A 26,099-nucleotide genomic window follows, 5' to 3' on the forward strand; every position below is an offset into this window, starting at 1 on the left:
CAAAGTTTACTCTGGATCGGTATTAAAAATCAAACGTTCGTCGCAGGGCGCAACCCGAAGGATATTGGTGCTTCCTGGCACGTTGAACGGTACGCCAGCTGTAACGACGATCTGATCTGTCGGTTCGGCAAACCCACCGGCACGGGCGGCGCGTGCTGCATTAACAACAGCCATCTTGAACCGCTCAAGCTCGCCGGTCATCACGCAGTTCGTGCCCCAGCTTAGCGCCAGACGACGCGCGGTCTGGCGCACCGATGTCATCGCGATGATCGGTACGCGCGGACGTTCGCGCGCGGTCAGCAATGCCGTTGTACCGCTTTGGGTAAAGCAGCAGATCGCCTTGATATTGGTCGTCTCGGCAATTTCGCGGGCAGCCGCCACGATCCCGTCAGCAACGCTGGCGCGGTTGGCGGTGCGCGATGCTTCGATGATCTGGGTATAGGTCGGATCGTCTTCGACCTCGACGGCGACGTTGTTCATTGTTGTCACCGCCTCCACCGGGTATTGCCCGGCGGCGGATTCCGCGGACAGCATGACGGCATCCGCCCCTTCGTAGATCGCTGTCGCCACATCGGACACTTCGGCGCGGGTCGGCATCGGACTTTCGATCATGCTTTCCAGCATCTGGGTGGCCACGATCACCGGCTTGGCGGCACTGCGGCAGCGGCGGACAAGCCGTTTCTGGATGGGCGGCACGTTCTGCACCGGCAGTTCCACACCCAGATCGCCACGCGCGACCATAATGCCGTCGCTGACAGCCAGAATATCATCGAACCGCTCAACTGCTGACGGTTTTTCGATTTTGGACAGGATCGCGGCACGGCCTTTGGCCAGCGCACGTGCATCAACAACATCTTCGGGGCGCTGGACGAACGACAGGGCAAGCCAGTCAATGCCCAGTTCGCAGACGAATTCCAGATCGGCGCGGTCCTTGGCCGACAGCGCCGCCAGCGGCAACACGACATCCGGCACGTTCACGCCCTTGCGGTCCGAGATGGTGCCGCCCGCAATCACCGTGCAATCGGCAAAATCGGTCCCGCAGGATTTGACCTGCAAGCGGATCTTGCCGTCATTCACCAAAAGACTGGCACCGGATTGCAGAACAGCAAAAATTTCCGGATGCGGCAGGCACACCCGGGTTGCATCTCCGTCTGCCTCGTTCAGATCCAGCCGGAACGCAGCGCCCTGTTCCAGTTCCTCTTCGCCATTGGCAAAGGTACCGACGCGCAGTTTGGGCCCCTGAAGATCGGCCAGAATCGCGATTGTGCTGTCCAGATCCTGTTCGACCTGACGGATAATCGCGTGTTTCTTGGCGATCTCTTCATGGCTGCCGTGGGACATGTTCAGGCGAAACACATCTGCGCCTGCCTCGTGCAGGGCCCGGATCATTTCATAATTGTCCGAGGCCGGGCCAAGTGTGGCAACAATCTTTACGTTCCGCAGTCGTCTCATCAGGTATTCCTTGTCGTCTTTGTTAACGCTAACCGCGCAACCTGTTATCACCCAATTCCATTCCGCGGGCAACTGGCCTAAACCTGCGGGAAAACAGGTGACAGCAATATGACGTATACCCCATTTTCCATCCATGGCGAAAACCGGCCCGGCCGCTGGCTGATCACGTGCGATCATGCGGCCAACACGATCCCAGCAGCCGTCAACGGTGGCACATTGGGGTTGTCGGATGCGGATATGAACCGCCACATCGCCTATGATGTGGGGGCGGCGGGGCTGACACTTGAACTGGCCAAAGCACTGAACAGTACCGCGATCCTGTCAAATTTTTCGCGGCTGGTGATTGATCCCAACCGCGGAGAGGACGACCCGACACTGGTGATGAAGCTGTATGACGGGACGATCATTTCCGGCAACCGCCATGTCGACGCATCCGAGATCGAGGCACGGCTTGATCTGTGTTACCGCCCCTATCACCGGGCGCTGGCCGAACTGGCGGCGCGCCCTGATACCGTTCTTCTGTCGATCCACAGCTTTACCCGCCAGCTTGAGGGGCGCCCGGTGCGGCCCTGGGAAATCGGCGTGCTGCATGCAGATGACCAGCGGCTTTCCAAACCGCTGATTGCCGCATTGGCCGAACAGGGCGGCCCGCCAGTCGGCGACAACGAACCTTACGGTGGCCACCTGCCCGGCGATGCGGTTGAACGCCACGCACTGCAACATGGCCGACCCAACGTGCTGATCGAATTGCGCAACGATCTGATCCGCACGGCGCAGGATCAGGCGAAATGGGCCACCCGACTGGCCCCCGTTCTTGAAGACGTGCTGGCCAGCACCAATTTATAGATAACAGGAAAAGGGGAATATGATGGACGACCAGACCGAAATCGAACTACAGGCCGCCGCCTTCCGCCGGTTGCAGAAACACCTGATGCAGGATCGCACCGATGTGCAGAACATCGACATGATGAACCTGACAGGGTTCTGCCGCAACTGCCTGTCGCGCTGGTATCAGGAGGCCGCCGCCGAACGCGGCATTGAAATGTCAAAAGACGAAGCACGCGAACATTACTACGGGATGAGCATGGATGAATGGAAATCCAGGCATCAGACCGAGGCCACCGACGACCAGCAGACAGCCTTTAAAAAGGCGTTTGCGGAAAACGTTGGCAAAGGCTGATCACAGCGTAGACGAGCGCGGGGCCACAAACGGGGCCCCCGCCATTTTCCACATCGGTTCCACCAGTGCGCGAAACCGTTTCAGCGGGCGTTCGAACAGGCTGGCAAATCCGAAACAAACCAGCAGTGTCAGCGTCAGCAGCCACAGATCATAGGCGGGCAGATTTTCCGGCAAAGTGGCGTCCAGCAGATGCAGCGTTGGATAGTGCATCACGTAGATGGAAAAGCTTGCTCCGGCGACCCAGCGGATGGCGCCTGTTGCGCGGCCTTCCGGGCGGGGAGCGCGACGGTCGGCGATGTTTTTGACACCTGCCAGATGCAAGGCAACACCCACTGCGATGACCGTGTTCCACAACACTTCGTCGGAATATGCCAGAACGGCATGATGGCTGTAAGGCGCAAACGCCTGCGCCGTTATTTCGCTCAGCGCCGCAGGCAGGCCTGCCAATTTCAGCACCACCAGCATGGCAATACCCAGGATCGCGCGCGCCCAGTCTTTGCCGGAATGTATGGGCGCATCCGGTGACAGGCGCACCGTGTGCCAGACCAGAACCCCCATCAGCCATGCCGGCAGCAGCGCCAGTATCGGCACACCGACCAGCAGCACCAGCAGCGCCAGCAACACCCAGCGCAGCGCCCCCCTAAGGAACAACGCAACGCCGAAAAGCATGTAAAACCCGACTTCGTAACTCAGCGACCAGAGCGGGCCGTTTGTGCCCAGCCGTACCCGATCCCAGATCCCCTGCCATTCGCTGGTAAATGTCAGCCCGCGCAGCACCATTTCGGACAGGGAAACAGGGTTATAGAACGTCTCCGGATAGGCTTCGGGGTTTATCCGCGTGCCAATGGCATCAAAGATCAGCGTCAGTGCAAGCGCCGGGACCACGACCGACCACAGCCGCGTCATACGATTGAACGCAAACCGTTCCAGCGTGGCGTCGCGCGTGGCTGCATAAGCGATCACCACACCGGACAGCACGAAGAAAACGATCACCGCATCGCTGGCGACGTTCAGTTCGCGCAGCACAAAATAATCCCCGCGGGTGAATCGGATATGGGCCATGTGGCCGAAAAGCACGGTCAGCGCAGCCCCGGCGCGCAGGGCATCCAACCAGATGGAAAACCCCTGTGACATGACCGCCGGCGGCAATTTCGCACGCGCCCGCGCGCGCGCCGCGCGCTGTTTGTCAATCGCCTCCCAGCTTTCGCGAAACGGTTTCAACAGCGCCTCGCGCAGGGTGGTATAGGGCTGTGCGATCGGGTTGCCCTTACCGTCGGACACGCCATAGGTGATCTCCTCGACCTTTTCGGGCACATAAAGCGTGCCGAACATCCAGTCCCAGATCGCGAACATAGACCCGTAGTTCTTGTCGATGTGTTCCACCGCGACCGAATGGTGCACCTGATGTTGCGCCGGCGAAATAAAGATATGTCCATCACCCGCCCGTAGCTCAGCCAGATATGGCTGTGGCGCAGGTTGGCCCCCAGCATATTAAACAGCACATACATCGCATTGGCGCCACCCAGCGTTACGATGTCGATCTGTCCGATCAGCGCAAACAGCATCACGCCCTGCACGATCCCGACGATGACTGTGATCAGCAGGTTGCGGATGACCGGTTCAATCGGATGGGTTCGGTGAACCGTCAGCGGGGTCAGCACATCGGCCGAATGATGCACCGCATGGAACGGCCAAAGCACCTTCCATTCATGGTGCAGCCGGTGCGCCCAGTATTTGCAGAAATCCGAGGCGACAACGATGATCAGTGTCGCCAGCAGGCTGCGCGTCCAACCTGTGGGCGGGGCCAAAAAGCCATCGGCGGACGGGCCGGAAAGCCATGACAGAACGTAAAACGCAACCGTTGCCGGAAAGAATACCTTGCTCATCAATCCGAAGAAGCCGATCGCGCGAAAGGTGAAAAACAGCTTTATGTCCAGCAGGTTTGACCGGTGCAGATACACCCGCGCCGGCAACAGAAAGCTTATGAAAGACCCCCGTCTGCCGCGGTACCACCACACGGCCAGCGCCAGAAACAGGGTACAGCCTAGATATAAGAGCGCGACGCGCTCGTTCATATTGAAAAAGGTTTGTAACGAATACTGGAAGTAACCGAGTAACGTATCCATGCGCGGCGCCTTTGTCTTGCGTGCGCATTCGATAGCGGCCCAATCTGGCAACAATGGGGCCGCTCAAGGGCAAAAGATGCGCCGCATGAACCAATCAGGTGCCAATCGGGTGACGGAGCAGGCGCGCTGGGGGGCCGGATCAGCCGGCCGGCCCCTGCCAGTTGCCAATCACCGCATCCACCTCAAGCTCGACCAGCCATTCGGGGTTCACAAACCGCGTGACGGCCATGATCGTATCCACGGGGCGGATGTCGCGAAAATAGGTCTTGCGCACATCAATGGCGGCTTTCCAGTCATCTATATCCGTCAGGATCACCCGCGTGCGCACCACATCATGCAAGCCCGAACCGGCCTGTTCCAGCGCGGCCTTGATCACCTCGATACACTGGCGGGTCTGGGCGGCCACGTCACCGACGCCCACGGTTTTTCCATCCGGTCCGACAGGGGCTGTGCCACCCACGGAGATATACGGCCCGACGCGCACTGCACGGCTGAACCCGACAATCGCCTCCATCGGGTTGCCGTTGGAAATCAGTTCCCGATCATATGTCATAATGCGCGCCTTTCTGTATGTCCTGTTGCATTTTCAGGGCAGGCTAGCACATCAGCCCGGTCGCGGCGCTCAAAAATCCTCAGACGGGCAGCGCAGAAAGTGTCAGACCGCCTTTTTCAGGCTTTCTTCCAGATAGATCTCGCGCAGGCGCCGCGCCACGTGACCTGGTGTGCCGTCGCCCAGCGCGATGCCGTCGATTTCGACAACCGGCATCACAAAGGCGCTGGCCGATGTGGTAAACGCTTCGTCCGCGGCGCGGGCCTCTTCGATGGTGAAATTGCGCTCTTCCACTTCCATCTGCGCCTCGCGGGCAAGGCGCAGCACGGCGGCGCGGGTGATGCCATGCAGAATGTCATTGCTCAGCGCGCGGGTGATGATCCTGTTACCCTTGACGATATAGGCGTTGTTCGATGTGCCTTCGGTCACGAACCCGTCCTCGATCATCCAGGCATCATCAGCGCCAGCCTTTTTCGCCATCATCTTGCCCATCGACGGGTACAGCAGCTGCACGGTCTTGATGTCGCGCCGCCCCCAGCGGATATCTTCGATGCTGATGATTTTCGCGCCTTTTTTCGCGGCCGGATTGTCAGCCAGCCCGGGCTTGTTCTGGGTGAACATCACGATGGTGGGTTCCGTATCTTCCGGCGGAAAAACGAAATCACGGTCGCCATCCGATCCACGGGTGATCTGCAGATAGATCAATCCTTCGTCGATGTCGTTCAGGCGGACCAGTTCGCGGTGAATGGCCAGCAGATCATCCTTGTCCACCGGCGCGCGCATGTCCAGTTCTTTCAGGGATCGCGCCAGCCTTACCGCGTGGCCCTCGAAATCGATCAGCTTGCCGCCCAGCACCGACGTGACCTCGTAAACCCCGTCCGCCATCAGAAAGCCGCGATCAAAGATTGAAACTGTGGCTTCGGTTTCGGGCAGGTAGTTTCCGTTTACGTAAACCGTACGCATTTCTGTGATCCTTTTATCCCCACAGGGCGGCATCGGGGGGATGCACGCCGTTTTCGTCGAATGTCAAAGCGTGTTCGCGGTCTTCGGCCAGAAGCAAAGGCCCGTCAAGATCGACCACCGCAGCGCCCTGAGCCACCAGAACGGCAGGGGCCATCGCAAGCGAACTGCCCACCATGCAGCCAACCATCACGCCATAGCCCTGCGCCAGCGCGGCGTCTTTCAGCGCCAGTGCCTCGGTCAGCCCGCCGGTCTTGTCCAGTTTGATGTTGACCACATCGTATTTGCCCTTCAGCGCGGCCAGACTGGCGCGGTCATGGCAACTTTCGTCAGCGCAGACCGGCACCGGACGCGCCATGCCGATCAGGGCATCATCCTCTCCGGCGGGCAGCGGTTGTTCCACCAGATCAACCCCCAGCCGCACCAGATGAGGCGCCAGATCGGTATAAACATCGGCCGACCAGCCCTCGTTTGCATCCACGATGATACGGGCCGCGGGCGCGCCTTTGCGCACCGCCTCAAGACGGGGCATGTCATCCGGCGTGCCCAGCTTGATCTTGAGCAACGGGCGATGCGCGTTTTTGGCAGCCTGCGCCTGCATCACCTCAGGCGTTTCCAGCGACAGGGTATAGGCTGTGATCTGTGGCCTGGGTGGTTCCAGCCCGGCCAGATCCCATACCCGTTTGCCCGCCTGTTTCGCCGCCAGATCCCACATTGCGCAATCCACCGCATTGCGCGCGGCCCCTGCGGGCAGCAGATCATACAGGCCCGCACGGTCAAACATCGCAGGCAGGCCCGCAATCTGGTCACTGACCGAGTCCAGCGTTTCACCGTAGCGGGCATAGGGCACACATTCGCCCCACCCCTTGTGACCGCCATCAGTCACGGTGACGGTCAGAACATGCGCTTCACTGCGCGATCCACGGCTGATGGTGAACACCTGCGCCAGCCTGAACACGTCGCGCGTGATTTCGATGTCCATCGGACCGTCCCTTCTTTTTGCCTCAAATACGGAAACTGCACCGCACCAGCGGCGCGTGCAATGTCTAAAGGGCCGCCAGCGCGTCGGCCAGACGATCGGCACTGTGGCGGAACGGATCGACCGTGGGCAGGCCCATGCGGGCCTCGACCTCGGCCAGATAGGCCTGTGCTTCGTCTTCTGACATGTGTTGCGTGTTGACCGTGATGCCCACGACCTGGCAGTCGGGGTTGGCGACGCGGGCCAGCGGCAGGGCCATGTCGCGCAGCGCCTCGAGGCTGGGTGGCGTGTAACCGGGCAGACCGCGCATATGGCTGCGGGTTGGCTCATGGCTCAGGATCAGGGCGTCGGGCTGGCCGCCGTGGATCAGGGCCAGTGTCACGCCGGAATAGGAAACGTGGAACAGGCTGCCCTGACCTTCGATGATATCCCAGTGATCGGCGTCATTGTCGGGCGTCAGATACTCGATGGAACCGGCCATGAAATCGGCGATCACCGCATCCAGCGGCACGCCGTGACCGGTGATCAGGATACCCGTCTGGCCGGTGGCGCGGAACGTGCTTTTCATGCCTTTTGCGCGCATCGATGCGTCCAGCGCCAGCGCGGTATACATCTTGCCGACCGAACAATCGGTGCCCACCGCCAGAACTCGTTTGCCGCTGCGTTTTTCGCCATTGGCAATCGGATAGCCCACGGTGGGAACGCGCACATCGTGCAGGGTGCCGCCATGGGTTTGCGCGGCCGCCACCAGATCGCCTTCGTCGCGCAGCAGGTTGTGCAGCCCGCTGGCCAGATCATAGCCCATCTCCAGCGCTTCGATCAGCACCTTTTTCCACGCTGCACTGATCACGCCGCCACGGTTGGCCACCCCGATCACAAGGGTTTTGGCCCCTGCTTCCTGTGCCTGCTTCAAACCCATATCGGTCAGGCCCACATCGGCCCCGCAACCGGGCAAGCGCAACTGGCCGATTGCGTTTTCGGGGCGCCAGTCCTTGATGCCTTGCGCGACCTTGGCCGCCAGTTGATCGGGCGCGTCGCCCAGAAACAGAAGGTATGGTGTTTCGATCATGGTAAAGTGCCCCCGTCAGAAAGTGCAGATATCGCGCGCAGATTGCCCCAACACGGTAGAAAGGGTATTGCGAATTGTGTGCTCAGGGCAATCCGCACGCAGATTTTGGCTCGAATTTCGGAAAAATGCTGAATATTTTTGCACCTGTTGCAGGCAAGATGATGATTTCTTCGATCGCCCCACCGGTTCGGTGCGGGCCGCCACGACGTCGCAGGCGGGGTTATTCGCTTGCGCGACCTGCGCCGGTTGACTACGTCCAACGCGCAGAATTTCCGTTTCACCGACCCGAAAGGCCGCCCAGATATGAGTTTCCGTTTACAACCCGCCGCCCCCGCCCGTCCCAACCGCTGTCAGCTGTTCGGCCCCGGATCGCGCCCGGCCCTGTTCGAAAAAATGGCCGCCAGTGCAGCGGATGTGATCAACCTTGATCTGGAAGATTCCGTTGCCCCCACCGACAAGGACGCGGCACGCGCCAACGTGATTGCCGCCATTTCGGATGTGGACTGGGGCAATAAGTATCTAAGCGTTCGTATCAACGGTCTGGACAGCCCGTGGTGGTATCGCGACGTCGTGGACCTGCTGGAACAGGCCGGCGACCGGCTGGACCAGATCATGATCCCCAAGGTCGGACGCGCGGCGGATGTTTATGCGGTTGATGCGCTGGTGACGTCGATCGAAGCGGCCAAGGGCCGAAGCAAACCGATTTCGTTCGAAGTGATCATCGAAAGTGCTGCCGGCATCGCCCATGTCGAAGAAATTGCTGCCGCTAGTCCGCGGCTGCAGGCCATGTCTTTGGGCGCGGCGGATTTTGCCGCATCAATGGGGATGCAGACCACCGGCATCGGTGGCACGCAGGAAAACTATTACATGATCCGCGACGGGCAAAAGCACTGGTCCGATCCGTGGCACTGGGCACAGGCGGCGATTGTTGCGGCCTGCCGCACCCACGGATTGTTGCCGGTCGATGGCCCGTTCGGTGATTTTTCCGATGATGAAGGGTTTATCGCGCAGGCCCGCCGGTCGGCGACGCTGGGCATGGTCGGCAAATGGGCAATTCACCCCAAACAGATCGCGCTGGCCAACGATGTGTTCACACCGTCCCCCGAGGCTGTGGCCGAAGCGCGCGAGATTCTGGCGGCGATGGAAACGGCCAAGGCCAACGGCGAAGGCGCAACCGTCTACAAGGGACGTCTGGTTGATATCGCGTCGATCAAACAGGCCGAGGTGATTGTGCGCCAGTCGGAAATGATCGCGGGGTGATCACCCTTTTGCACACGGCGCAGGCCCATGCGGACACGTTTGATGCGCTGCGCGACCGGATCGCGCCGGATGCAAAGCTTGTGCATCTGGTGCGCCCCGGTTTTCTGGATCGCGCACAGGGCGGCATAGACACAGCGCTTGCGGGTGACATCGGCGCACTGGTTCGCGCGGCGGCGGGGCCGGTTTTGTGCACCTGCACGACAATTGGCGCGGTGGCGGGGGATGCGGGCGCGATCCGCATCGACGCACCGATGATGCAGGCGGCAGCGCAGACGGCGGCACAGACGGGCGGGCCGGTTCTGCTGGTCTATTGTCTGGACAGCAGCGCCGCACCTTCGGGCGATCTGCTGCAATCCGCGCTGGATGTCGCTGGCGTGATAGCCCCGTTTCAAACCCTGCATCTGGGCCGGTTCTGGGCCCTGTTTCAGGCGGGTGAACACGATGCGTTTCGCGCCGTGATCGCCGCCGCTGTGAAGGCATATGTAAAAGACCACCCAGATATCAGCGCTGTGGTTCTGGCGCAGGCATCCATGGCGGGCGCAGCCACCATGCTGGATGATCTGTCAATGCCGGTGTTTGCGTCACCCGAATTGGCCCTGCGCGCCGTGCTGGGCTGACGCGGGCGAAGATTGCTTGACAAAACTACATTTATAGTTTTATTGGAGTCATGATGAACATGGCTTCCACCGCGCTTTCGCTTGCCGCCCTCGGCCACGAGACCCGTCTGACAATCTTTCGGTTGCTGGTACGGGCCGGAAACGATGGCCTCAATATAGGCGAAATCGGCGATCACCTGGGCATGGCGGCCTCGACCCTTGCGTATCACCTCAAGACACTGGTCGATGCAGGGCTTGTGACGCAGGAACGTCAGGGACGTCAGATCATGAACCGGGTTGATTTTGATGTGATGCATCAGACCCTGTCCTTTCTGACTGCGGAATGCTGCACGGGCGTAACACTGACACAGGAAGATGCTGCATGAGTGAAGCGGGCGTTTTTCTTGGCTTTAAACAACTATATAATTAGGGATTTCGAAATGACCGAACTTGCTCTTGGCGTCAGATCATGGACGATTGATGCAGCAAACCGGATCTGGACCAAGGAAAAGGTCTGGCTTTTGTCGGCAGCTATTCTTGCGGCGCTGATGGTTCTGGCCCCGGCGCTGGGTGTGTCCACCGCACAGTTTGCCGCGCAGAACCTTGCGAATGTGGCGCCCTTCCTTGTTCTGTCTGTCGTGGTCGCGGCCTATGCCGGGGCGACGGGTGCAGACGGGCTGATTGCGCGCGCCTTTACCGGATCGCCGGCAGTGATGATCCTGTTGGCCGCGGCGGTGGGCGGGCTATCGCCGTTCTGTTCCTGTGGCGTCATTCCGTTGATCGCCGCGCTTCTGGCTATGGGTGTGCCCCTGTCGGCGGTGATGGCCTTCTGGCTGGCATCACCGGTCATGGATCCGTCCATGTTCGCGCTGACCACCGGGGTGCTGGGCCTTGAGTTTGCCGTTGCCAAGACGATCACAGCCATCAGTCTGGGCGTGTTTGGCGGGTTTGTCGTTCACACAGTTTCGCGCGCGGGCGGACTGGGCGATCCGTTGCGGGACGGTGTCGGCAATGGCGGGTGCGGCGGATCAAAAGTCCGCTCGGCGCAGCCGGTTGTCTGGGCGTTCTGGAGCGACGATGCGCGCGTCAGGAAATTCTGGCAGGAAGGCATCAAGACCACGTTGTTTCTGGCCAAATGGCTGACCCTCGCGTTCATTCTGGAAAGTCTGATGCTGGCCTGGGTGCCTGCCGATCTGGTGGCGCAGGCGTTGGGCGGCACCGGGATCGCTCCAATCGGGATCGCAACTCTTGTCGGCGTACCGGCCTATCTGAACGGGTATGCGGCCCTGCCGCTGGTCGGCGGCCTGATGGAGCAGGGCATGGCGCCCGGTGCAGGTCTGGCGTTTCTTGTTGCCGGCGGGGTCAGTTCCCTGCCAGCCGCCATAGCGGTCTGGGCGCTGGTCAAACGGCAGGTCTTTTTCCTCTATCTTGGCATCGCCCTGACAGGGTCTTTTGCCAGCGGCCTTTTGTTCCAGCTGTGGACCACGCTTTGAACCGGAATACGGCCTGATATTCGGCGGGGCAGTCCTGTGAAACGGACCTGCCCCACTGCTTGCGCGAACATGGCAGTTTCACGGACCAGCGCGCTTTGACAAGATCGCGCGCGGTGATAACCACATGCGCACCATGACCCCTGTTGCACCCAGCATCCTTTCAACGGTTTCCAGCACGTTTATCGACGACTGGCTGACGGCTTTACGGTCCTTGTACACGGATGCGCAGATGGCATCCCTTTTGCAGAAATCCGGCATGGTTGCAGATCAGAGCCAGCCCAACGGTCGGGTGACGCTGGATCAGATTGTGCGCCTCTACCAGTCGGCTGCTGTCGAAACCGGCGACGAGATGATGGGATTGTGGAGCCGACCGATCCGCCCGCGTGCGCTGCAACACCTGCTGACATCGGTGCGCGAGGCGACGTTGCTGTCATCGGCGCTGTACCGGTTTTCGACATTCTGGAACCTGCTACTGGACGATTACCAGTTCGAGTTGACCGATATGGACGACCGATTGGAACTGACGCTGAAACAGATTGGGCCTGCACCGGTTCAGCGGTTCGGGCACATGTTGATCCTGAAGCTGGCCCATGGTCTTTTGTCCTGGCTTGCGGGCTACGAGGTGCCGGTGAAAGCCGTCGCCTTTGCGTTCGAGCGGCCGGATTTTGCGCCGGACTATGCCATCATTTTCCCCTCACCTGTCCGGTATGGCGCAGCGGCGACATCAATCTCGTTTGATCCCGCACGATTTGGCCCGGTGCAGGCGCGCAGTGCGGCGGATCTGGATGAGTTTCTGAAGAACGCGCCCCGAGACTGGATCTTCACCAGTTCGCGCGAACACACGCAATCCCTGCGGGTGCGCACCTACCTGTCGCAGGCGGACTGGACCAATTGTACGCTGGCCGACGCGGCAAGGGCCATGCACCTGACGTCACGCACACTGATGCGCCGGCTGGATGCGGATGGCACATCCTTTCAGGCAATCAAAGACGGGTTGCGCCGTGACATCGCGATCCGCGATCTGCAAGCCGGGCGAAAAAGCATTGAGGAAATCGCGCAGGATGTCGGGTTTTCATCCGCAGCAAACTTTCACCGTGCGTTCCACCGGTGGACTGGCGGCACACCCAGATCGTACCGGCAGACACAAGGCTAGATCGCTTTATTTTGTCACTTTCGGACAATAATCTGTCAGCCTATGAGATTTCGCATTCGGCGTAGACTGACTAAAATCTTCTCATAATTTGAAATTCAACGCACTTTCCAATGAAACCGCGCGCCGCGACAGTAATCCTGCTGCCATGCGTTTCGGCAGTATTGGACAATGCACTTCGGATAAAGGGCACCCCATGACAACCAGACTGGACAGCATTCTACAGGCCGCACGCGAACATGCAGAGCAGGTGATCAAACCCAATATCGACCAGTGGAACGCCGCGAGAAAATGGCCCCGCGATGCATCGGACAAGGCCGGGGCCGCCGGTCTGACCGGGCTTTATGCCCCTGAGGAGTTCGGCGGTCAGGGCCTGCCGCTGTCGCAAGGCATTCAGGTGTACGAACAGCTGGGTCTGGGCGATGGCGCTTATGCCTTTGCGCTGTCGATGCATAATATCTGCACCTTTGCCGGCTGCGGCTATGGTACCGACGCGTTCAAGGAAAAATGGGCGCGTGATCTGACATCGGGGCGCAAGCTGGCCAATTTCGCGCTGACCGAACCGCAGTCGGGATCGGACCCGATGCAGATGTACACCCGCGCCACGATCAACGGCGATGGAACGTGGACCATCAGCGGATCGAAGGCGTGGGTCAGCCTTGCCACCGAGGCCGATGTTTATTTTACCGTGGTCAAGACCAGCAATGCGCCCGGACACAAGGATATGGCGATGATCGCCATTCCCGCCGATGCCGAGGGGCTGAGCTTTGGCCCGATGTATGACACGCCGTCTTACAACTTTCTGCCGATGTCCGAAATGTACATGAACAAGGTTGTTGCCAGCGAAGACAATATCATCCTGCCGGTCGGTCAGGGCCTGCAAGGATCGCTGATGGCGATTGATATCGCAAGGGTGTCGATCGCGTCAGGCTGTTGCGGGCTGATGCAGGCGGCGCTTGATACGGCGTTGTCGTATGCAAAGAACCGCAAGATGTTCGGGGGCAAGAACCTAGACCTTGACGGCATCCAGTGGATGCTGGGCGAAGTTGCGACCGATCTGGAAGTGTCACGCCTGCTCTATCGCAGGGCGGCAGAGGCACTGGGCACGCCCGAGGGGCCGCTGATGGCCGCCCACGCCAAACGGTTTGTGCCGGATGCCGCCGTGAAAGCCGCGAACACCTGCACGCAGGTCTTGGGCGGAATGGGCCTGTTGCAGCCTTATGGTCTGGACCGTTTGTCGCGCCTTGCGCAGATGTTGCGGATCGTGGACGGCACAACCGAGATCAGCCGCGTTGTGATCGGACGCGCATTGCAAAAACGCGCCGCCACATTGCCCGACCTGCCGGTGCCAAAGGGGTTTGGCGAAACCGACGCACCAAAGGCGCACCAAAACGCAGCCTGAGCCGGAAACGCCTGCCGCCGGCGGTCCTGCGCGCGCCCTTTGCAACAGAGCGCGCGCGGTTCAAATCACCCAACCGCATGCGACTTGGCGCTGTTTGCGGTGGGGTGGCCGGACAGGGGAATACCCTTAGGCGTCAATCAGGCGGGTGGTTCCCGAAACCCGGATACCCGCACCCGCCTGCGGGCCGATTTCAGCGTGCAAGAGCGAACGCGCGCCCATATCTTCGCCCTGAACAATGTCAATCGATCCCCCATGAGGCCACCCCAGATCGCGCAGATAGCCCGACAGGGCCGCTGCGGCGGCACCGGTCGCCGGATCTTCCAGAACGCCGCCGATGGCAAAGGCATTGCGGCTGTGAAACAGGCGGGGCGTTTCAGCCCAAAGCAGGCTGATCGTGGTCAGGCCATGCTGCGTCATCAAATCCGCCCCTTCTGCCAGATCATAGCGCATCCGCGACAGGGTCTGGCGGTCTTTCAAAAGCAGGATCAGGTGATCGTTTCCCGCATTGGCAAGACCGGCGGGAATGAAAGGATCAAGATCGCCGGGCGAGAGCGAGAATAGATCAAGCGCCTGTGTAACAAGCCGGGGGTCGGCCCTGCCACTTTTTGTCGGGGGCGACGTCAGGATGGCAGACATGCCGTCCTTGTCGCGCTTCGCCTCAACCGTGATCTGCCCTGTGCCGAGCGTTAAAGGAAAAACCCCGGCACCTTTTTGATCGGCAAGGACATTTCCAAGGGCGATGGTTGCATGCCCGCAAAAGGCAACTTCGGCCGAGGGGGAAAAGTAGCGCACGTGCCAGCCGTCCCTGTTGGGCGCAGCGAATACGGTTTCGGAATAGCCAACTTCGGCGGCAATGCGCTGCATCTGTTCGGCATCCGGCATGGTGTCAGCAACGACAACTCCGGCGGGGTTTCCGCCCCTTGTCCCGTCCGAGAAAGCGGCAATGCGGTGGATATCTGGTTCAAACATAACGGGTCCTTTCGACGCGCCGGCCTGATCCGGCTTTTACATGAGGCGGGGATTGCCACGCCCGAAGCAGGACGGCGCGGCAATCCGGTCTGATCAGTCGTGGATACGGTCCAGAAAATCGGTCATCTCGTCCGCGATCACTTCGCCGTATTCCTCCAGCGCAAAGTGACCGGTATCCAGCAGGTGAAATTCCACATCGGTCAGGTCCTGCTTGTAGGGATGGGCGCCTTGTGCCGGAAAGATATGATCGTTCTGACCCCAGACAATCAATGCAGGCGGCTGGTGTTCCCGAAACAGCGCCTGCCATTTCGGATATTCGGAAACATTGGTACCGTAATCAAGAAACATCTCAAGCTGCACTTCCTGATTTCCCGGACGGTCCAATAGGTACTGCACGTGCCAGTAATTGTCGGGGTTGACCTTGGACACATCCCCGACACCGTGCGTGAACTGCCAGATCGTGGCATCAAGGGTCAGGAATGCGCGCAGGGCATCACCGTTTTCGGCGCTGGGTTCTGCCCAATAGGTTTTGATCGGATCCCAGAATTCGCGCAAACCTTCTTCGTAGGCATTTCCGTTCTGGATGATAAACCCGGTGACCCGCGCAGGATCTGCGGCGAACATCCGGTATCCCACCGGCGCGCCGTAATCCATCAGGTAGACCGCGTAATCTGTGACCCCCCTGGCTTCGATCAGCTTGGTAACCACATCGGCGGCATTTGCGAAACTGTAGTCATAGTCTTTCACGTCCGGCATATCAGAAGCACCAAAGCCAGGATAATCCGGCGCGATGACATGGTATTTCCCGGCCAATTCAGGGATCAGTTCGCGAAACATATGCGACGATGTCGGGAAACCGTGCAGCAACAGGACAGTCGGGTTCGATGGATCGCCCGCTTCGCGATAGGCGATGGTCAGCCCGTCGATTTCCATTGTGTTCATGCGAACCGCAAAGGGGCTTTCAGCTGCGGCTGCCAGATTTGGCAGGGTGACCGGCAAAAATGAAGCGCCGGCAAGAAACGCGGCAAGCGTGGTGTGGATCATCTGGTTTTTCATGGGTTCAATCCTTGTCATGGGCCGCGGTTCAGCGGCTTTTGGGCAGCGGGGACTCTGACCGCAGAACAGAGCGGCGCAGAGCACTGGTTTCGGCCCTGAGGGCCTCGTTTTCGCGGCGCAATGCCGCGATCTCGTCGCCTGCCTCTTCGCTTGTGAAGCGGCGGGGGATGTGTTGGGGGCAGTTCCAGTCAAACGCCTTGACGCTGATCTTGACCAGCCGTTCGGCGGGCGTGCCGGCGGGTGCGAGATCAAAGGCGTCTGCGTCCATGTTGGTGATTTCCGCCCGCCCCCAAATCTTGAGCCGCCGGGCGTTCGGGTAATCCATCAGGATCAGGGAAACACGATCGTTGTCAGACAGGTTTCCTGTCGAAATATACTGACGGTTCCCGCGCAGGTCCGCATAGGCAATCGTCTGGTCATCAAGAACCCTGACAAACCCCGCCGGTCCGCCGCGGAACTGGACATAAGGCCAGCCGGTCGAGGAAGCAGTGGCCTGATAAAAGCCGTCGCGCGCCTCGATAAAGGCGCGTTCGCCTTCGCCCAACCGGTCGCCGCCACTGCGTGTTTCGGACAGGAACCCGGCATAGCGACCAGATCCGTTCTGTTCCTGAGTGCGCAGGACGGATGGGGTGAACGCGATGTCTGCAAATGCAATAGCCATGGTTTATTCCTTCAAAGGTTCAGGTCTTTCAGACCCGGATGTTCGGTGGGGCGGGGTCAGCGCGCCTCCAGCAGGGCGATGTTGCCAAGGGTCATGTCAAAACCGGGATCGGGCGCACCGCCCAGCGCCAGTGCGGCAGAGGCCAGACTGAGGGCCATGGATGCGGCCAGAGCAAGGCAGGACAAGCGTGTCTTAAAATGTGGGGACAAGACGTTCATAGGTTTCTCCACTAAGGTTTACAGATCGGTTAATGTCTCATCAACATGTACTGGTCGGTTAATGTTTTCAAGGAAAAGCTTTTGATAACCGACATCACGCCTCCTTATACGCGGCGAAAACTCGGCCTAAACCATCGGTAAAACGTGATTCTTCTTGAGACTGTGAAGGGAAATGTTATGTACAGATCAGTAAGCCAAAGGTGCCTGAATGAGCCAAAGCAAACGCGCAGACCTGATTCGCGGAGCGTTGACCCTGTTTTACCGGAACGGGTTCAACGCAACCGGCATGGATCTGGTCGCGAAGGAAACCGGCGTGTCGAAAACGTCGATCTACAAACACTTTCGCACCAAGGAAGAACTGATCCTTGCGGTGCTGCGCCTGCGGGATGAAAACTTTCGAAACTGGTACTTCCGCCGCATGGAAGACCTTGCCGATACGCCCGAGGGCCAGTTGCTGGCCATGTTTGACGTTCTGGGCGAATGGTTTGTCGCTGACGGGTTTCAGGGCTGCATGTTCATCAAGGCCAGCGCCGAGTACCAGAACAAGGACGATGCCATCAACAAACAGTCATATGCCCACAAGGAACTTCTTGTCGATCATTTCGCGGCACTGGCAAAATCCGCTGGTCTGCCAAACCCGCGGGCAATCGCGCGCCAACTGCTGATCCTCAAGGAAGGTGCGATCGTGATCGCCGCCATGTCCCATGATCCGGCCCCTGCCCAAGAAGCCAAAGAAATCGCCGCAAGGATCATCAAGGCGCATTGAGGCTGCACGCCGCGATACGCAAATGCCCATCACTCGCCCGTTTTCGTCGCGCATCGGCAACCCGTCCATCAGCCGGGACACGGAATTTGATATTGTCCGGTTTCGCGTATAGGAAAAACCCGTTCGAAACCGGAGGCCCAGAACATGAATGCGACCGTCGAAAAAGCCTTGTCCGAGTTCGGCAGCAACACCTATTCGCAATATGGTGAAGACGGGATACTCGAAGAGTGCCTGTCGCGGATTTCACGATCAACCGCGCTTAATAAATGGTGCGTCGAGTTTGGCGCGTGGGATGGCGTTTATCTTTCCAACACCTGCAAACTGATCCGTGAAAACGGCTATTCCGCAGTCCTTGTCGAAGGAGACGCGGACCGTTTCAAGGAACTGCAGCGCAATTTACCCGAGGACCGTGTGCTCAAGTTCTGCCGCTGGGTGTCGCTGTCCGGCGAAGGACGGCTGGAAACCATTCTGGCGGAAACACCGATCCCGCAGGATTTTGACGTACTTTCGATCGACATCGACAGCTGTGACTGGCACGTCTGGAATTCAATCGAAACCTATCGGCCCAAGATCGTCTGTATCGAGTTCAACCCCACGATTCCGAACTGCGTTTCTTATGTACAGCCCGCCGATTTCTCGATCCGTCATGGCAACAGCGCACGCGCCCTTTGCGATCTTGCCGGGCAGAAGGGTTATGACCTGGTCGCTGCGACAGACGTGAACCTGATCTTCGTCGAATCCGCCCTGTCCGACGCCGTGATTGGCAACGACAAACCGACACTTGAACAGCTTCGTTCAGAAGACAAACACGTCAGCTATGTCTCTGCAGGATACAACGGAGAGATTCTTTCAACCGGCCGCGTCAAGGCGCTGTGGCACGGCATGCAACATGGTCCGAAAAGTTTGCAGCTTCTGCCCGCAAACCTTCACCGGTTTCCCGACGAATACACCCCGTGGCAGCGGCTGCGCTTTCGGCTGCGGCGCAGGTTGCGGCGCGCGCGGTACGGAAAAGACGGGTAAACACCCTTTCGCAGCCGGTCGGATTTGATCGGTACTTCCTTGTGTGACCTGCGCGCATGTCCCGACATGTGGGGTTTTCAATTGGCGGTTTACTCGCGCTGGGCCTAGACTGCGCATGGCGCGGTTTTATGCGTCCCGTGCACCCTGACCGCACCATTTTAGCCGGAGAACCGACATGATTATCGCTGATAGAAATGCCCTGCTATCCACCCCGCGCGATGCGCGCGGACCGGGGTGGGAAAGTTTGCGGCTGCTGGTGAAATCCGACGGCATGGGGTTTTCCATGACCGATACCAAAATCCTGCCCGGCGCGGTGCTGAAACTTCATTATAAGAACCACATCGAAGCCTGCTACTGCCTGTCGGGCGAAGCGGAAGTGACCGAAACAGACAGCGGCGTAACGCATCGCATCAGGCCCGGTGTGCTTTATGCGCCGAACGCCCACGACAAACACGAGGTTCGCGTGATCGGTGACGAAACGGTACGCCTGATCTGCGTATTTTCCCCGGCCCTGCAAGGCGATGAAGTCCATCAGCCGGACGGGAGTTATGCAGCGGGCTGACGGGGTGGATGCGATCAACGCCCGTGTGTGAGAAACGATGCTAGGGGCTGGTGAGTTGCCGGAACACATCCGGCGCAACAGCACGCGCGGCTTCCAGCGACGGATGGGATCATTCATCGCGATAAAGAACGATGGTATCGCGACTGCCATAGGTACAAATCTGTCCCGGGCAGAAGAAATCAAACAAGTCCACAAGGATTATGCCGCTGTCCTGCGCCAGTTCGCGCTGTGCCTGTTGCAGCGGGGCAAGACGGTCCAGCGTGGCCTGTCTTGAATAATAATGGCAGGGGCCGCCCTGTGGGGCGAACCACTGGCTGACGGCGGTATCGGGGGTGCAGTTCGCTTCGCGAGCCAGCGGCATCGGGCCGAGTATCGCCAGACCTATTCCGCGTGCATTCAGATCGGCGGACAGGTGGCTCACTCCGGCGATGTAATCGTTCAGCGCATCCTGCGACAGCGCGCCATTGACGGAAAAAAATATAGGCCAGATCACTGGCCAGAAACACGATGTCACCGGCACGCAGGGTGCCGACAAGATCGGGCACAACATCTGTCCAGTAATACCGGTTTTCGTTTATCCATGGCCCGTCATACTCATCATCAAGGGGCGCAACAGCGGGCGAGCCCCAGGACGACGTGAGCGTGATCGCCATATCCTCGGCCTCCGCGATCCTTTGAAACGTGCCCGAAAAGGCGGCAGTGAACGAATTTCCCAGCACCAGCACCCGGCGCTGTGCTGTCGGGAACGCACCGAACGTACAATCTTCGATCCGGATCGGCTGGCCAACGCGGCTTTCCGTATCAATAACGCAGGGCGCGCCTTGCCAGGTGTTTCCGTTCCCGTCCGCCAGCGGGATCAGCAGACTTTCCGAGCCGCGATGCTCCAGCGGGGCGGGATCGCCGATGTAAAGCCGCTCTTTCAGAACGCCTTCGAAAGCTGACAGGATGACCAGACCGGCAACAAATCCCGCCAATCCCTTGAGCGCGGCTGTGCGGCGCCGGGCGCCCCAATCCGCATGGCGCAGCGGCTGTTCGACAAAGCGGTAAGACGCCGATGCCAGCGCCAGCATGATGACGATCAGAACCGGCGCAGTGATAAGGGTGATCCCGACAGACCATTTCGCGAAAACAACCACAGGCCAGTGCCACAGGTACAGCGAATACGAGATGCGCCCGAAATAGCGGATCGGACGGTTTGCCAGAAGCAGCGTGATGCCACCACCGGGTCGAGTATCCCACAGCAACAGGGCGGTAAAACCGACCGCCAAAGCGGTCAGCACTGACCGGTCCGTTTCAGCCGGCAGCGCCAGACCGGCGACCAGCGCCAGCAGTATCGCAACTGACGGCATCCACGACGGGGCGGTTCGGCCAAAACGCGCGTTCAGAATGAAAACACCGGCCCCGATGGCCAGTTCCCACGCCCGAAAGGGAAGCAGATAGAATGCAGCATTAGGTGCGTAATGCGTGCCCCAGACAAAAGCCGCCAGCGAACAGACCGTCAGAAGAATTGCGCCCGGCAACAGAACCGCGTGCAGCCTTGCGCCGAAACGCGGCGACAGCGCAAGCCATGCCAGCACGGGAAACAACAGATAAAACTGTTCTTCCACGCCCAATGACCATGTGTGGGTAAACGGGTTCAGTTCTACCGACGCTCCGAAATAGTCGGCCTGTTGCAGATAAAGGAAAATGTTCGATGCACCGAACGCGGCCCAATAGCCGGTTTCGATGTAGCTGCCCATATCCTGAATAACGAGAGAGTTGAGCGCCGTGGTGACACCAAGGCAAACGACAAGGGCAGGCGCAAGCCGCTTGAAACGGCGGCCGAAAAAGCGGGCCGCAGATGCCCCGAAATCTGTCCACGGCCATGACGCGATGGATGCGGTGATCACGTAGCCCGAAATCACAAAGAAGATATCGACGCCCAGATAGCCATGTGGCAGCGCAGATGCGTTCATGTGGTGTACCACAACCGCAAGAACCGCGACGCCGCGAAGACCTTCGATATCCGTTCTGAACACTCGGCTTGTCCCTGTTCACCGGATCCGGGCGCACCCGCTACCGATACCTGTCATTTGTGCGCGCGCTGCCCCGCCCGAACCCTTCTGAAAACGCAACTGCGGGGTTCTTCGGTCTTGCGCTGTCTGGATTGACCTTATTGTGTTTTTGCACCCATGACACAAGCCACCGAAGTCTTATGTGCAATGGTGCGGGGCGCGGATGTCCGGCATCACCGAATTCACAACCTTGCGCCCAGTGCCTGTACCGCATGATCCAGAACTTGCAGACCGGCGATCAGATCGGCTTCGTGCGTGTCTTCTTCGAACGCGTGGCTGATGCCGTTGATAGACGGAACAAACAGCATAGCGGCGGGCAGCACAGAGGACACGTTGGTCGCGTCATGCAGCGCGCCCGACGGCATGGTGCGCCAGCGCCCCGGTGCGATCGCGATGGCGCCGTTTTCCAGCGCGGTACGCAGGGTCTTGTCCATCGCGACAGGCACCATGGCGGGACGCGGCACATTGGTCATTGCCATGCCGAAATCTGATGCGATCTGCGTTGCAACTTCGTTGATCACCTCTTCCATCCGGTCCAGCCGATCCAGATCGCCATCGCGCCACTGCATGGAAAACACCGCCTTGCCCGGCACGATGGACGGGGCATTGGGCGTCAGGCTGACATGGCCGATCGTCCAGACGGTTTGAGGGGTGACGATATTGCGCAAACGGTCGTTCAGCAGGGTGTTGAACGCAGACACCGCCTGAAACGCATCGCGCCGCGCCGCCATTGGCGTGGTGCCGGCGTGGTTCTGCTGGCCTTCAAAGGTGATATGGTTTTGCCGGATGCCGACAATGTCGGTGACAACGCCAATCTGTTCGCCAGCGGCATCCAGCGTCGGGCCCTGTTCGATATGCAGTTCGACAAAGCCGGAAAACCGGTCGGGTGCGATGAACGTATCGGCCTTGCCCTGCATCGCGGCGCGGGCCTGTGCAAAGGATATGCCGTCACGATCAGTGACAGTGTCGGCCTCGTGCAGGGGCATCGCGCCCGCCCACACCATGCTGCCGGTGCAGGTGCCAAAGCGCCCTTCTTCATCCTGAAAACTGACAGCCGATACCGGCGGGCCATCCTGTTCCTGCGCAGCGCGCGCAATCTCAAGCGCAGCGATCACTCCCAGCGCGCCATCCAGCCAACCGCCGGTCGGCTGGCTGTCGGAATGCGAGCCCATCAGCAGGGATTTTTCTTCGGCCAGCCCGAACACATTGCCTGCCGGATCGATATGCGCCTGCAACCCCGCATCCTGCATCCGCTGCGCCAGCCAGTGGCGCGCAGCGATGTCAGGTGCGCTGAAGGCCGGGCGGATCACCCCGTTTCCAACCCCGGCCGCACCAAAACTGCGCAGGTGATGAAGGTCTGCCAAAAAACGGTCTGGGTTGATCATGGGGTCTGTTCCAGTTCGGTGGCTTGGTTCCCAACTAGGTTCAACTTGGCGTCGCGGATGGAAAATAGCGATTTGCTGATGTCAGTCAAAACACCTACCAGAATACCAAAAATGATTGTGTACAAACCTTGGTCGATCACTTGACCGGTGGTTTTGGTACCCAGATATCTTACGGTCGCCCAAGAAGGGTCATCGGACATCAGGACGGCAACTGCCATTGCAATTCGCATAACGCCCCAAAGAACGGCCATTACAGCCAGAATGCGGCCCAACTTCGTAAACATTATGCAAGCGACTCCATCGCGGTTTCACGTTAGCCCACTTCGTTAGCGCGGTACTACGCGGGTTTCAATGTATCCTGCGAGTTTGCACCGCCTGCCGGCCCAGTTGGGTCTTTCCCCTGCCCCGTGCCTGTCCTAAGACAGAGCAACAGGAGAAACGCCTTATGTCCCACATCACGCTGATCCGGCATGGTCAGGCCAATTCCGCCGCCCGCGACGAGTTAAGTTATGACCGGTTAAGCCCGCTGGGCCACGAACAGGCGGCGTGGCTGGGCGCACATCTGAAGGACACGCACCAGCACCATACGCGGCTCTATACCGGCACGCTGACGCGCCATATCGAAACGGCGGATGCAATGCAGACCGGATTGAAACCGATCCGCGATGCGCGGCTGAACGAGTTGGAATATTTCACGCTGGCCAAACTGATGGAAGCCCAGCACGGTGTGCCCTTTCCAGCCGAAGCCGGTACATTCACCAACCATTTGCCGGATTTGTTCGGACGCTGGAAAGACGGCCATATCGGCGATGCACCCGAAACCTTTCAGGCGTTCGAAGAGCGTGTGCAAGCGGCCCTGCTGGATATCAGCGAAGGTGACGGGCCAGCGTTGGTTGTTACATCGGGCGGCTTGATCTCGATGGCAATGCGGCAGGCGATGGGGCTGGATATTCCGGCGATGTCACGCATGGCACTGGCGATCATGCACACCTCGATGCACCGGCTGTTCCCGATTGGCGGCCACTGGTCGCCGGTGCTGTTCAATGCGGTGCCGCATCTGGATCGTGCCGACCGGCGCGCGGCCCAGACCCATATCTGACAAAGGTGCTTTATGCTGACGCTTTATTACGCCCCCAGAACCGTATCTGCCGCCGTGGCAATTGCCCTGAACGAGGTGGGCGCGCCCTATGAAACGGTCAAGATAGATTTCGCCAGCAGCGACCAGACCAAACCGGGTTATCACAAGGTCAATCCCAAGGGTCGTGTGCCCGCCCTGATCACGGACCGGGGTGTACTGACGGAAACCAGCGCCTTGCTGGACTATGTCGCAGCGCTCTACCCCAAAGCGCGGCTGGTGCCCGATGATCCGTTTCAGGCCGCGCAGATGCGCAGCGTGATGACCTATCTGGCCAGCACATGGCACATCAATCATGCGATGGGCGGGCGCGGCGCACGCTGGGCGTATCAGCAAAGCAGCTTTGACGATCTGAAATCGAAGGTCACGGAAAACATCACCGCCAACTGCCGCTATTTCGAAGACGAGGTGGTGCAGGGCCCGTTTGTTCTGGGCAATCAGTTCACGCTGGCGGACGCGTATTTCTATACCGTGACCACATGGTTGCCTTCGGACGGGGTGGATATCGCCGATTTTCCGCACCTGCATGCCTATCAGCAGCGAATGCAGGCCCGTGCATCGGTGCAAAAGGCGCAAAGCGACGGGTTTTTCTGAACATGGCAAGGGCAGACACATGACGCATCTTTGGGTACGGGCCGAACAGCGCGCCAACGAACAACGGGTCGGGTTGACGCCGGACGGGGCCGCGCAATTGCAGGCCGCAGGCATCACGGTGACGATCGAAGACAGCACCGACCGCGCGATCGGAATTGAGGGCTACCGCGCCGCCGGATGCACCATTGCGCCGCAGAACAGCTGGCCTGACGCGCCGCGCGATGCGATCATTTTCGGACTGAAGGAATTGCCCGAAGATGGCACGCCGCTGGTGCACCGGCATATCCTGTTCGGGCATGCCTACAAGGGCCAGCCTGCGGGGCAGGTACTGCTGAAACGGTTCAAGGCGGGCGGCGGTACATTGTATGACCTTGAATATCTGGTTGATCCCGACGGTCGGCGCGTTGCGGCGTTTGGTTATTGGGCGGGGTATGCAGGGGCAGCCGTGGCGCTGAAATGCTGGGCCGCACAGCAGCGCGGCGGTATTGCAGGACCGGTCGGGGTTTATGAAAGCGCGCAGGCCTTGCGCACCGATCTGGCGCGCGATCTGGACAGTACGGGACAGGCGCGGCCCGATGCGCTGATCATCGGGGCGCTGGGGCGCGTTGGCACGGGCGTGTTTGATCTGTGCGAAGCGGTGGGCGTGGCGGCGACAAAATGGGATATGGCCGAAACCGCACATGGCGGACCATTCCCCGAGGTGTTGCAACACGATCTGTTTTTCAACTGTATTCTGGCCCGGCCCGGCACGCCGGTTTTCGTGCCCGCCGATACGGGTGCTGCGGCGCGACGTTTGCGCGTGATCGGCGATATTGCCTGTGATCCGGACAGCGATTTTTCACCGATCAAGGTTTATGACCGCATCACCACATGGGCCGCGCCGGCGTTGCGGGTGCATGACGATCCGCCGCTCGATGTCACGGCGATCGACAATCTGCCGTCGATGCTGCCGGTGGAAAGTTCGCAGGATTACGCCGCGCAACTGCTGCCGTCCTTGTTAACGCTGAATGATCTGGACGCAGGCGTCTGGGGCCGCGCCAACGCAACCTTTCTGGCGCAGACCAAAGCCGTCTGAAACCTCTACATCAGATCGTCTTCGGCATCGGTGGCGGAAATGCCCAGCGCATCCAGCCCGTTTTCCAGATGTTCGGACAGGTGCGGTGTGCCGATCAGGTAATCAGCGGTCGGGGTTGTCGCCTCCTGGCGGGCGGTGTTGATGGCTTCGGGCAGGTCTTCGGGTTCAAAAAAGCTGCCACGCCCGATCCACATGAGCGCTACAAGCTCGGCCTGCGCGTCTTCGCTCAGCCTGTCGATCAGACCCCGCAATTCACCTTCGGCGCGACCCAGTTCTCGCCCCATCAGGATGACCTGCGCCACCTGTCGTGTGGAAATTTCCAGCATGCCTGACCCTCCTGTTCGCACGTGTCGGATCAGTTGACACCGGATTGGGCAGGGCCGTCTT

General features: G+C 59.7%; 27 protein-coding genes and 2 pseudogenes. 14 read left to right on the plus strand and 15 right to left on the minus strand.

Going from position 1 to position 26,099, the window contains the following annotated elements:
- Positions 1-6: 6 nt before the first annotated feature.
- Positions 7-1,452: a pyruvate kinase gene (pyk, locus tag OLX72_RS05170; RefSeq protein WP_114872038.1), complete on the minus strand. Its 1,446-nt coding sequence runs from the start codon at positions 1,450-1,452 to the stop codon at positions 7-9.
- A 108-nt stretch (positions 1,453-1,560) separates the two neighbouring features.
- Between pyk and OLX72_RS05175 the strand changes: the two genes are divergently transcribed.
- Both OLX72_RS05175 and OLX72_RS05180 read left to right on the plus strand, forming a co-directional pair.
- Positions 1,561-2,298, plus strand: a complete 738-nt coding sequence (locus OLX72_RS05175; protein ID WP_114868629.1) for an N-formylglutamate amidohydrolase — start codon at positions 1,561-1,563, stop codon at positions 2,296-2,298.
- Between the two features lie 22 nt (positions 2,299-2,320).
- The gene (locus OLX72_RS05180; protein ID WP_433990432.1) at positions 2,321-2,632 is read left to right on the plus strand and encodes a DUF1244 domain-containing protein; all 312 of its coding nucleotides are present in this window, start codon (positions 2,321-2,323) and stop codon (positions 2,630-2,632) included.
- Here OLX72_RS05180 and OLX72_RS05185 read toward each other — a convergent pair whose 3' ends face one another.
- From OLX72_RS05185 to dgcN, 6 genes and pseudogenes are all read right to left on the minus strand, one after another.
- Positions 2,633-3,985, minus strand: coding sequence for an acyltransferase family protein (locus OLX72_RS05185; RefSeq protein ID WP_433990433.1), 1,353 nt, complete (start codon positions 3,983-3,985; stop codon positions 2,633-2,635).
- Positions 3,986-4,104: 119 nt separating this feature from the next.
- Positions 4,105-4,758 (minus strand): annotated as a pseudogene (locus tag OLX72_RS05190) (sterol desaturase family protein); the annotation flags it as partial.
- A gap of 139 nt (positions 4,759-4,897) precedes the next feature.
- Positions 4,898-5,311 carry a RidA family protein gene (locus tag OLX72_RS05195; RefSeq protein WP_114868627.1) on the minus strand — a complete coding sequence of 138 codons (414 nt, stop codon included), beginning with the start codon at positions 5,309-5,311 and terminating at the stop codon, positions 4,898-4,900.
- Between the two features lie 102 nt (positions 5,312-5,413).
- Positions 5,414-6,271, minus strand: coding sequence for a D-amino-acid transaminase (locus tag OLX72_RS05200; RefSeq protein WP_433989958.1), 858 nt, complete (start codon positions 6,269-6,271; stop codon positions 5,414-5,416).
- Positions 6,272-6,284: 13 nt separating this feature from the next.
- On the minus strand, positions 6,285-7,250 hold the full coding sequence (gene dgcA / locus OLX72_RS05205; protein ID WP_114868626.1) for an N-acetyl-D-Glu racemase DgcA: 966 nt from the start codon (positions 7,248-7,250) through the stop codon (positions 6,285-6,287).
- A gap of 64 nt (positions 7,251-7,314) precedes the next feature.
- On the minus strand, positions 7,315-8,316 hold the full coding sequence (gene dgcN / locus OLX72_RS05210) for an N-acetyltransferase DgcN (RefSeq protein WP_114868625.1): 1,002 nt from the start codon (positions 8,314-8,316) through the stop codon (positions 7,315-7,317).
- Positions 8,317-8,619: 303 nt separating this feature from the next.
- On the opposite strand from dgcN, the gene OLX72_RS05215 reads away from it, so the two are divergent.
- The 6 genes from OLX72_RS05215 (at position 8,620) to OLX72_RS05240 (ending at position 14,217) form a co-directional block, all read left to right on the plus strand.
- Complete coding sequence (locus OLX72_RS05215; protein WP_433989959.1) at positions 8,620-9,576, plus strand: L-malyl-CoA/beta-methylmalyl-CoA lyase; 957 nt, start codon at positions 8,620-8,622, stop codon at positions 9,574-9,576.
- Positions 9,573-10,193: a hypothetical protein gene (locus tag OLX72_RS05220; protein ID WP_114868623.1), complete on the plus strand. Its 621-nt coding sequence runs from the start codon at positions 9,573-9,575 to the stop codon at positions 10,191-10,193. The genes OLX72_RS05215 and OLX72_RS05220 overlap by 4 nt, the downstream gene beginning before the upstream one ends.
- Positions 10,194-10,243: 50 nt before the next feature.
- Entirely contained in the window at positions 10,244-10,558 is a 315-nt protein-coding gene (locus OLX72_RS05225) for an ArsR/SmtB family transcription factor (RefSeq protein WP_114868622.1), read from the plus strand.
- Positions 10,559-10,612: 54 nt separating this feature from the next.
- Positions 10,613-11,665 carry a permease gene (locus tag OLX72_RS05230; RefSeq protein ID WP_114868621.1) on the plus strand — a complete coding sequence of 351 codons (1,053 nt, stop codon included), beginning with the start codon at positions 10,613-10,615 and terminating at the stop codon, positions 11,663-11,665.
- Between the two features lie 133 nt (positions 11,666-11,798).
- A complete protein-coding gene (locus tag OLX72_RS05235) occupies positions 11,799-12,818 on the plus strand; it encodes an AraC family transcriptional regulator (RefSeq protein ID WP_114872035.1) in 1,020 nt (339 codons plus the stop codon).
- A 193-nt stretch (positions 12,819-13,011) separates the two neighbouring features.
- Entirely contained in the window at positions 13,012-14,217 is a 1,206-nt protein-coding gene (locus OLX72_RS05240) for an acyl-CoA dehydrogenase family protein (RefSeq protein ID WP_433989960.1), read from the plus strand.
- A gap of 126 nt (positions 14,218-14,343) precedes the next feature.
- On the opposite strand, the gene OLX72_RS05245 is transcribed toward OLX72_RS05240, so the two are convergent.
- From OLX72_RS05245 to OLX72_RS05255, 3 genes are all read right to left on the minus strand, one after another.
- Positions 14,344-15,186 carry a PhzF family phenazine biosynthesis protein gene (locus OLX72_RS05245; RefSeq protein WP_433989961.1) on the minus strand — a complete coding sequence of 281 codons (843 nt, stop codon included), beginning with the start codon at positions 15,184-15,186 and terminating at the stop codon, positions 14,344-14,346.
- A 93-nt stretch (positions 15,187-15,279) separates the two neighbouring features.
- Positions 15,280-16,242: an alpha/beta fold hydrolase gene (locus tag OLX72_RS05250; protein WP_254684677.1), complete on the minus strand. Its 963-nt coding sequence runs from the start codon at positions 16,240-16,242 to the stop codon at positions 15,280-15,282.
- 28 nt (positions 16,243-16,270) lie between these two features.
- A complete protein-coding gene (locus OLX72_RS05255) occupies positions 16,271-16,903 on the minus strand; it encodes a pyridoxamine 5'-phosphate oxidase family protein (RefSeq protein ID WP_114868619.1) in 633 nt (210 codons plus the stop codon).
- 426 nt (positions 16,904-17,329) lie between these two features.
- Between OLX72_RS05255 and OLX72_RS05260 the strand changes: the two genes are divergently transcribed.
- The 3 genes from OLX72_RS05260 to OLX72_RS05270 all read left to right on the plus strand — a co-directional run bounded on the left by OLX72_RS05260 (position 17,330) and on the right by OLX72_RS05270 (position 19,469).
- The gene (locus OLX72_RS05260; RefSeq protein WP_114868618.1) at positions 17,330-17,887 is read left to right on the plus strand and encodes a TetR/AcrR family transcriptional regulator; all 558 of its coding nucleotides are present in this window, start codon (positions 17,330-17,332) and stop codon (positions 17,885-17,887) included.
- A 144-nt stretch (positions 17,888-18,031) separates the two neighbouring features.
- Complete coding sequence (locus tag OLX72_RS05265; RefSeq protein ID WP_433989962.1) at positions 18,032-18,907, plus strand: hypothetical protein; 876 nt, start codon at positions 18,032-18,034, stop codon at positions 18,905-18,907.
- A 175-nt stretch (positions 18,908-19,082) separates the two neighbouring features.
- Entirely contained in the window at positions 19,083-19,469 is a 387-nt protein-coding gene (locus OLX72_RS05270) for an ectoine synthase (RefSeq protein WP_114868616.1), read from the plus strand.
- A gap of 109 nt (positions 19,470-19,578) precedes the next feature.
- Here the strand turns inward: OLX72_RS05270 and OLX72_RS05275 are convergent, their stop codons facing one another.
- From OLX72_RS05275 to OLX72_RS05290, 4 genes and pseudogenes are all read right to left on the minus strand, one after another.
- Positions 19,579-20,019 (minus strand): SGNH hydrolase domain-containing protein, encoded by a 441-nt coding sequence (locus OLX72_RS05275; protein ID WP_433990434.1) that lies wholly within the window; start codon positions 20,017-20,019, stop codon positions 19,579-19,581.
- Positions 20,020-20,530: 511 nt separating this feature from the next.
- A pseudogene (locus tag OLX72_RS05280) lies at positions 20,531-21,487 on the minus strand (acyltransferase family protein); the annotation flags it as partial.
- A gap of 218 nt (positions 21,488-21,705) precedes the next feature.
- Positions 21,706-22,908 carry a hydantoinase/carbamoylase family amidase gene (locus OLX72_RS05285; protein WP_433989963.1) on the minus strand — a complete coding sequence of 401 codons (1,203 nt, stop codon included), beginning with the start codon at positions 22,906-22,908 and terminating at the stop codon, positions 21,706-21,708.
- Positions 22,905-23,192: a hypothetical protein gene (locus OLX72_RS05290; RefSeq protein WP_114868613.1), complete on the minus strand. Its 288-nt coding sequence runs from the start codon at positions 23,190-23,192 to the stop codon at positions 22,905-22,907. The genes OLX72_RS05285 and OLX72_RS05290 overlap by 4 nt, the downstream gene beginning before the upstream one ends.
- A 161-nt stretch (positions 23,193-23,353) precedes the next feature.
- On the opposite strand from OLX72_RS05290, the gene OLX72_RS05295 reads away from it, so the two are divergent.
- Genes OLX72_RS05295 through OLX72_RS05305 form a run of 3 tightly spaced genes read left to right on the plus strand, consistent with a single transcriptional unit; the run spans position 23,354 to position 25,712 of the window.
- A complete protein-coding gene (locus tag OLX72_RS05295) occupies positions 23,354-24,007 on the plus strand; it encodes a histidine phosphatase family protein (protein ID WP_114868612.1) in 654 nt (217 codons plus the stop codon).
- Between the two features lie 15 nt (positions 24,008-24,022).
- On the plus strand, positions 24,023-24,637 hold the full coding sequence (locus OLX72_RS05300) for a glutathione S-transferase family protein (protein WP_433990435.1): 615 nt from the start codon (positions 24,023-24,025) through the stop codon (positions 24,635-24,637).
- A gap of 19 nt (positions 24,638-24,656) precedes the next feature.
- Positions 24,657-25,712, plus strand: a complete 1,056-nt coding sequence (locus tag OLX72_RS05305; protein WP_433989964.1) for a saccharopine dehydrogenase — start codon at positions 24,657-24,659, stop codon at positions 25,710-25,712.
- Between the two features lie 5 nt (positions 25,713-25,717).
- Here the strand turns inward: OLX72_RS05305 and OLX72_RS05310 are convergent, their stop codons facing one another.
- Entirely contained in the window at positions 25,718-26,038 is a 321-nt protein-coding gene (locus OLX72_RS05310; RefSeq protein ID WP_433989965.1) for a DUF3775 domain-containing protein, read from the minus strand.
- Positions 26,039-26,099: the final 61 nt, after the last annotated feature.

The sequence above is a fragment of the Sulfitobacter sp. TBRI5 genome, from assembly GCF_051013555.1.
GTDB lineage: Bacteria > Pseudomonadota > Alphaproteobacteria > Rhodobacterales > Rhodobacteraceae > JL08.

Coding starts and splice junctions, on each gene's coding strand:
- OLX72_RS05250 (WP_254684677.1), bottom strand. CDS start 16,242: ATGAAAAACCAGATGATCCACACCACGCTTGCCGCGTTTCTTGCCGGC.
- dgcA (WP_114868626.1), bottom strand. CDS start 7,250: ATGGACATCGAAATCACGCGCGACGTGTTCAGGCTGGCGCAGGTGTTC.
- OLX72_RS05265 (WP_433989962.1), top strand. CDS start 18,032: ATGAATGCGACCGTCGAAAAAGCCTTGTCCGAGTTCGGCAGCAACACC.
- pyk (WP_114872038.1), bottom strand. CDS start 1,452: ATGAGACGACTGCGGAACGTAAAGATTGTTGCCACACTTGGCCCGGCC.
- OLX72_RS05195 (WP_114868627.1), bottom strand. CDS start 5,311: ATGACATATGATCGGGAACTGATTTCCAACGGCAACCCGATGGAGGCG.
- OLX72_RS05290 (WP_114868613.1), bottom strand. CDS start 23,192: ATGTTTACGAAGTTGGGCCGCATTCTGGCTGTAATGGCCGTTCTTTGG.
- OLX72_RS05275 (WP_433990434.1), bottom strand. CDS start 20,019: ATGTTGTGCCCGATCTTGTCGGCACCCTGCGTGCCGGTGACATCGTGT.
- OLX72_RS05310 (WP_433989965.1), bottom strand. CDS start 26,038: ATGCTGGAAATTTCCACACGACAGGTGGCGCAGGTCATCCTGATGGGG.
- OLX72_RS05180 (WP_433990432.1), top strand. CDS start 2,321: ATGGACGACCAGACCGAAATCGAACTACAGGCCGCCGCCTTCCGCCGG.
- OLX72_RS05305 (WP_433989964.1), top strand. CDS start 24,657: ATGACGCATCTTTGGGTACGGGCCGAACAGCGCGCCAACGAACAACGG.
- OLX72_RS05225 (WP_114868622.1), top strand. CDS start 10,244: ATGATGAACATGGCTTCCACCGCGCTTTCGCTTGCCGCCCTCGGCCAC.
- OLX72_RS05235 (WP_114872035.1), top strand. CDS start 11,799: ATGACCCCTGTTGCACCCAGCATCCTTTCAACGGTTTCCAGCACGTTT.
- OLX72_RS05295 (WP_114868612.1), top strand. CDS start 23,354: ATGTCCCACATCACGCTGATCCGGCATGGTCAGGCCAATTCCGCCGCC.
- OLX72_RS05230 (WP_114868621.1), top strand. CDS start 10,613: ATGACCGAACTTGCTCTTGGCGTCAGATCATGGACGATTGATGCAGCA.
- OLX72_RS05245 (WP_433989961.1), bottom strand. CDS start 15,186: ATGTTTGAACCAGATATCCACCGCATTGCCGCTTTCTCGGACGGGACA.
- OLX72_RS05270 (WP_114868616.1), top strand. CDS start 19,083: ATGATTATCGCTGATAGAAATGCCCTGCTATCCACCCCGCGCGATGCG.
- OLX72_RS05255 (WP_114868619.1), bottom strand. CDS start 16,903: ATGGCTATTGCATTTGCAGACATCGCGTTCACCCCATCCGTCCTGCGC.
- dgcN (WP_114868625.1), bottom strand. CDS start 8,316: ATGATCGAAACACCATACCTTCTGTTTCTGGGCGACGCGCCCGATCAA.
- OLX72_RS05215 (WP_433989959.1), top strand. CDS start 8,620: ATGAGTTTCCGTTTACAACCCGCCGCCCCCGCCCGTCCCAACCGCTGT.
- OLX72_RS05240 (WP_433989960.1), top strand. CDS start 13,012: ATGACAACCAGACTGGACAGCATTCTACAGGCCGCACGCGAACATGCA.
- OLX72_RS05185 (WP_433990433.1), bottom strand. CDS start 3,985: ATGTTCGCGATCTGGGACTGGATGTTCGGCACGCTTTATGTGCCCGAA.
- OLX72_RS05175 (WP_114868629.1), top strand. CDS start 1,561: ATGACGTATACCCCATTTTCCATCCATGGCGAAAACCGGCCCGGCCGC.
- OLX72_RS05260 (WP_114868618.1), top strand. CDS start 17,330: ATGAGCCAAAGCAAACGCGCAGACCTGATTCGCGGAGCGTTGACCCTG.
- OLX72_RS05285 (WP_433989963.1), bottom strand. CDS start 22,908: ATGATCAACCCAGACCGTTTTTTGGCAGACCTTCATCACCTGCGCAGT.
- OLX72_RS05200 (WP_433989958.1), bottom strand. CDS start 6,271: ATGCGTACGGTTTACGTAAACGGAAACTACCTGCCCGAAACCGAAGCC.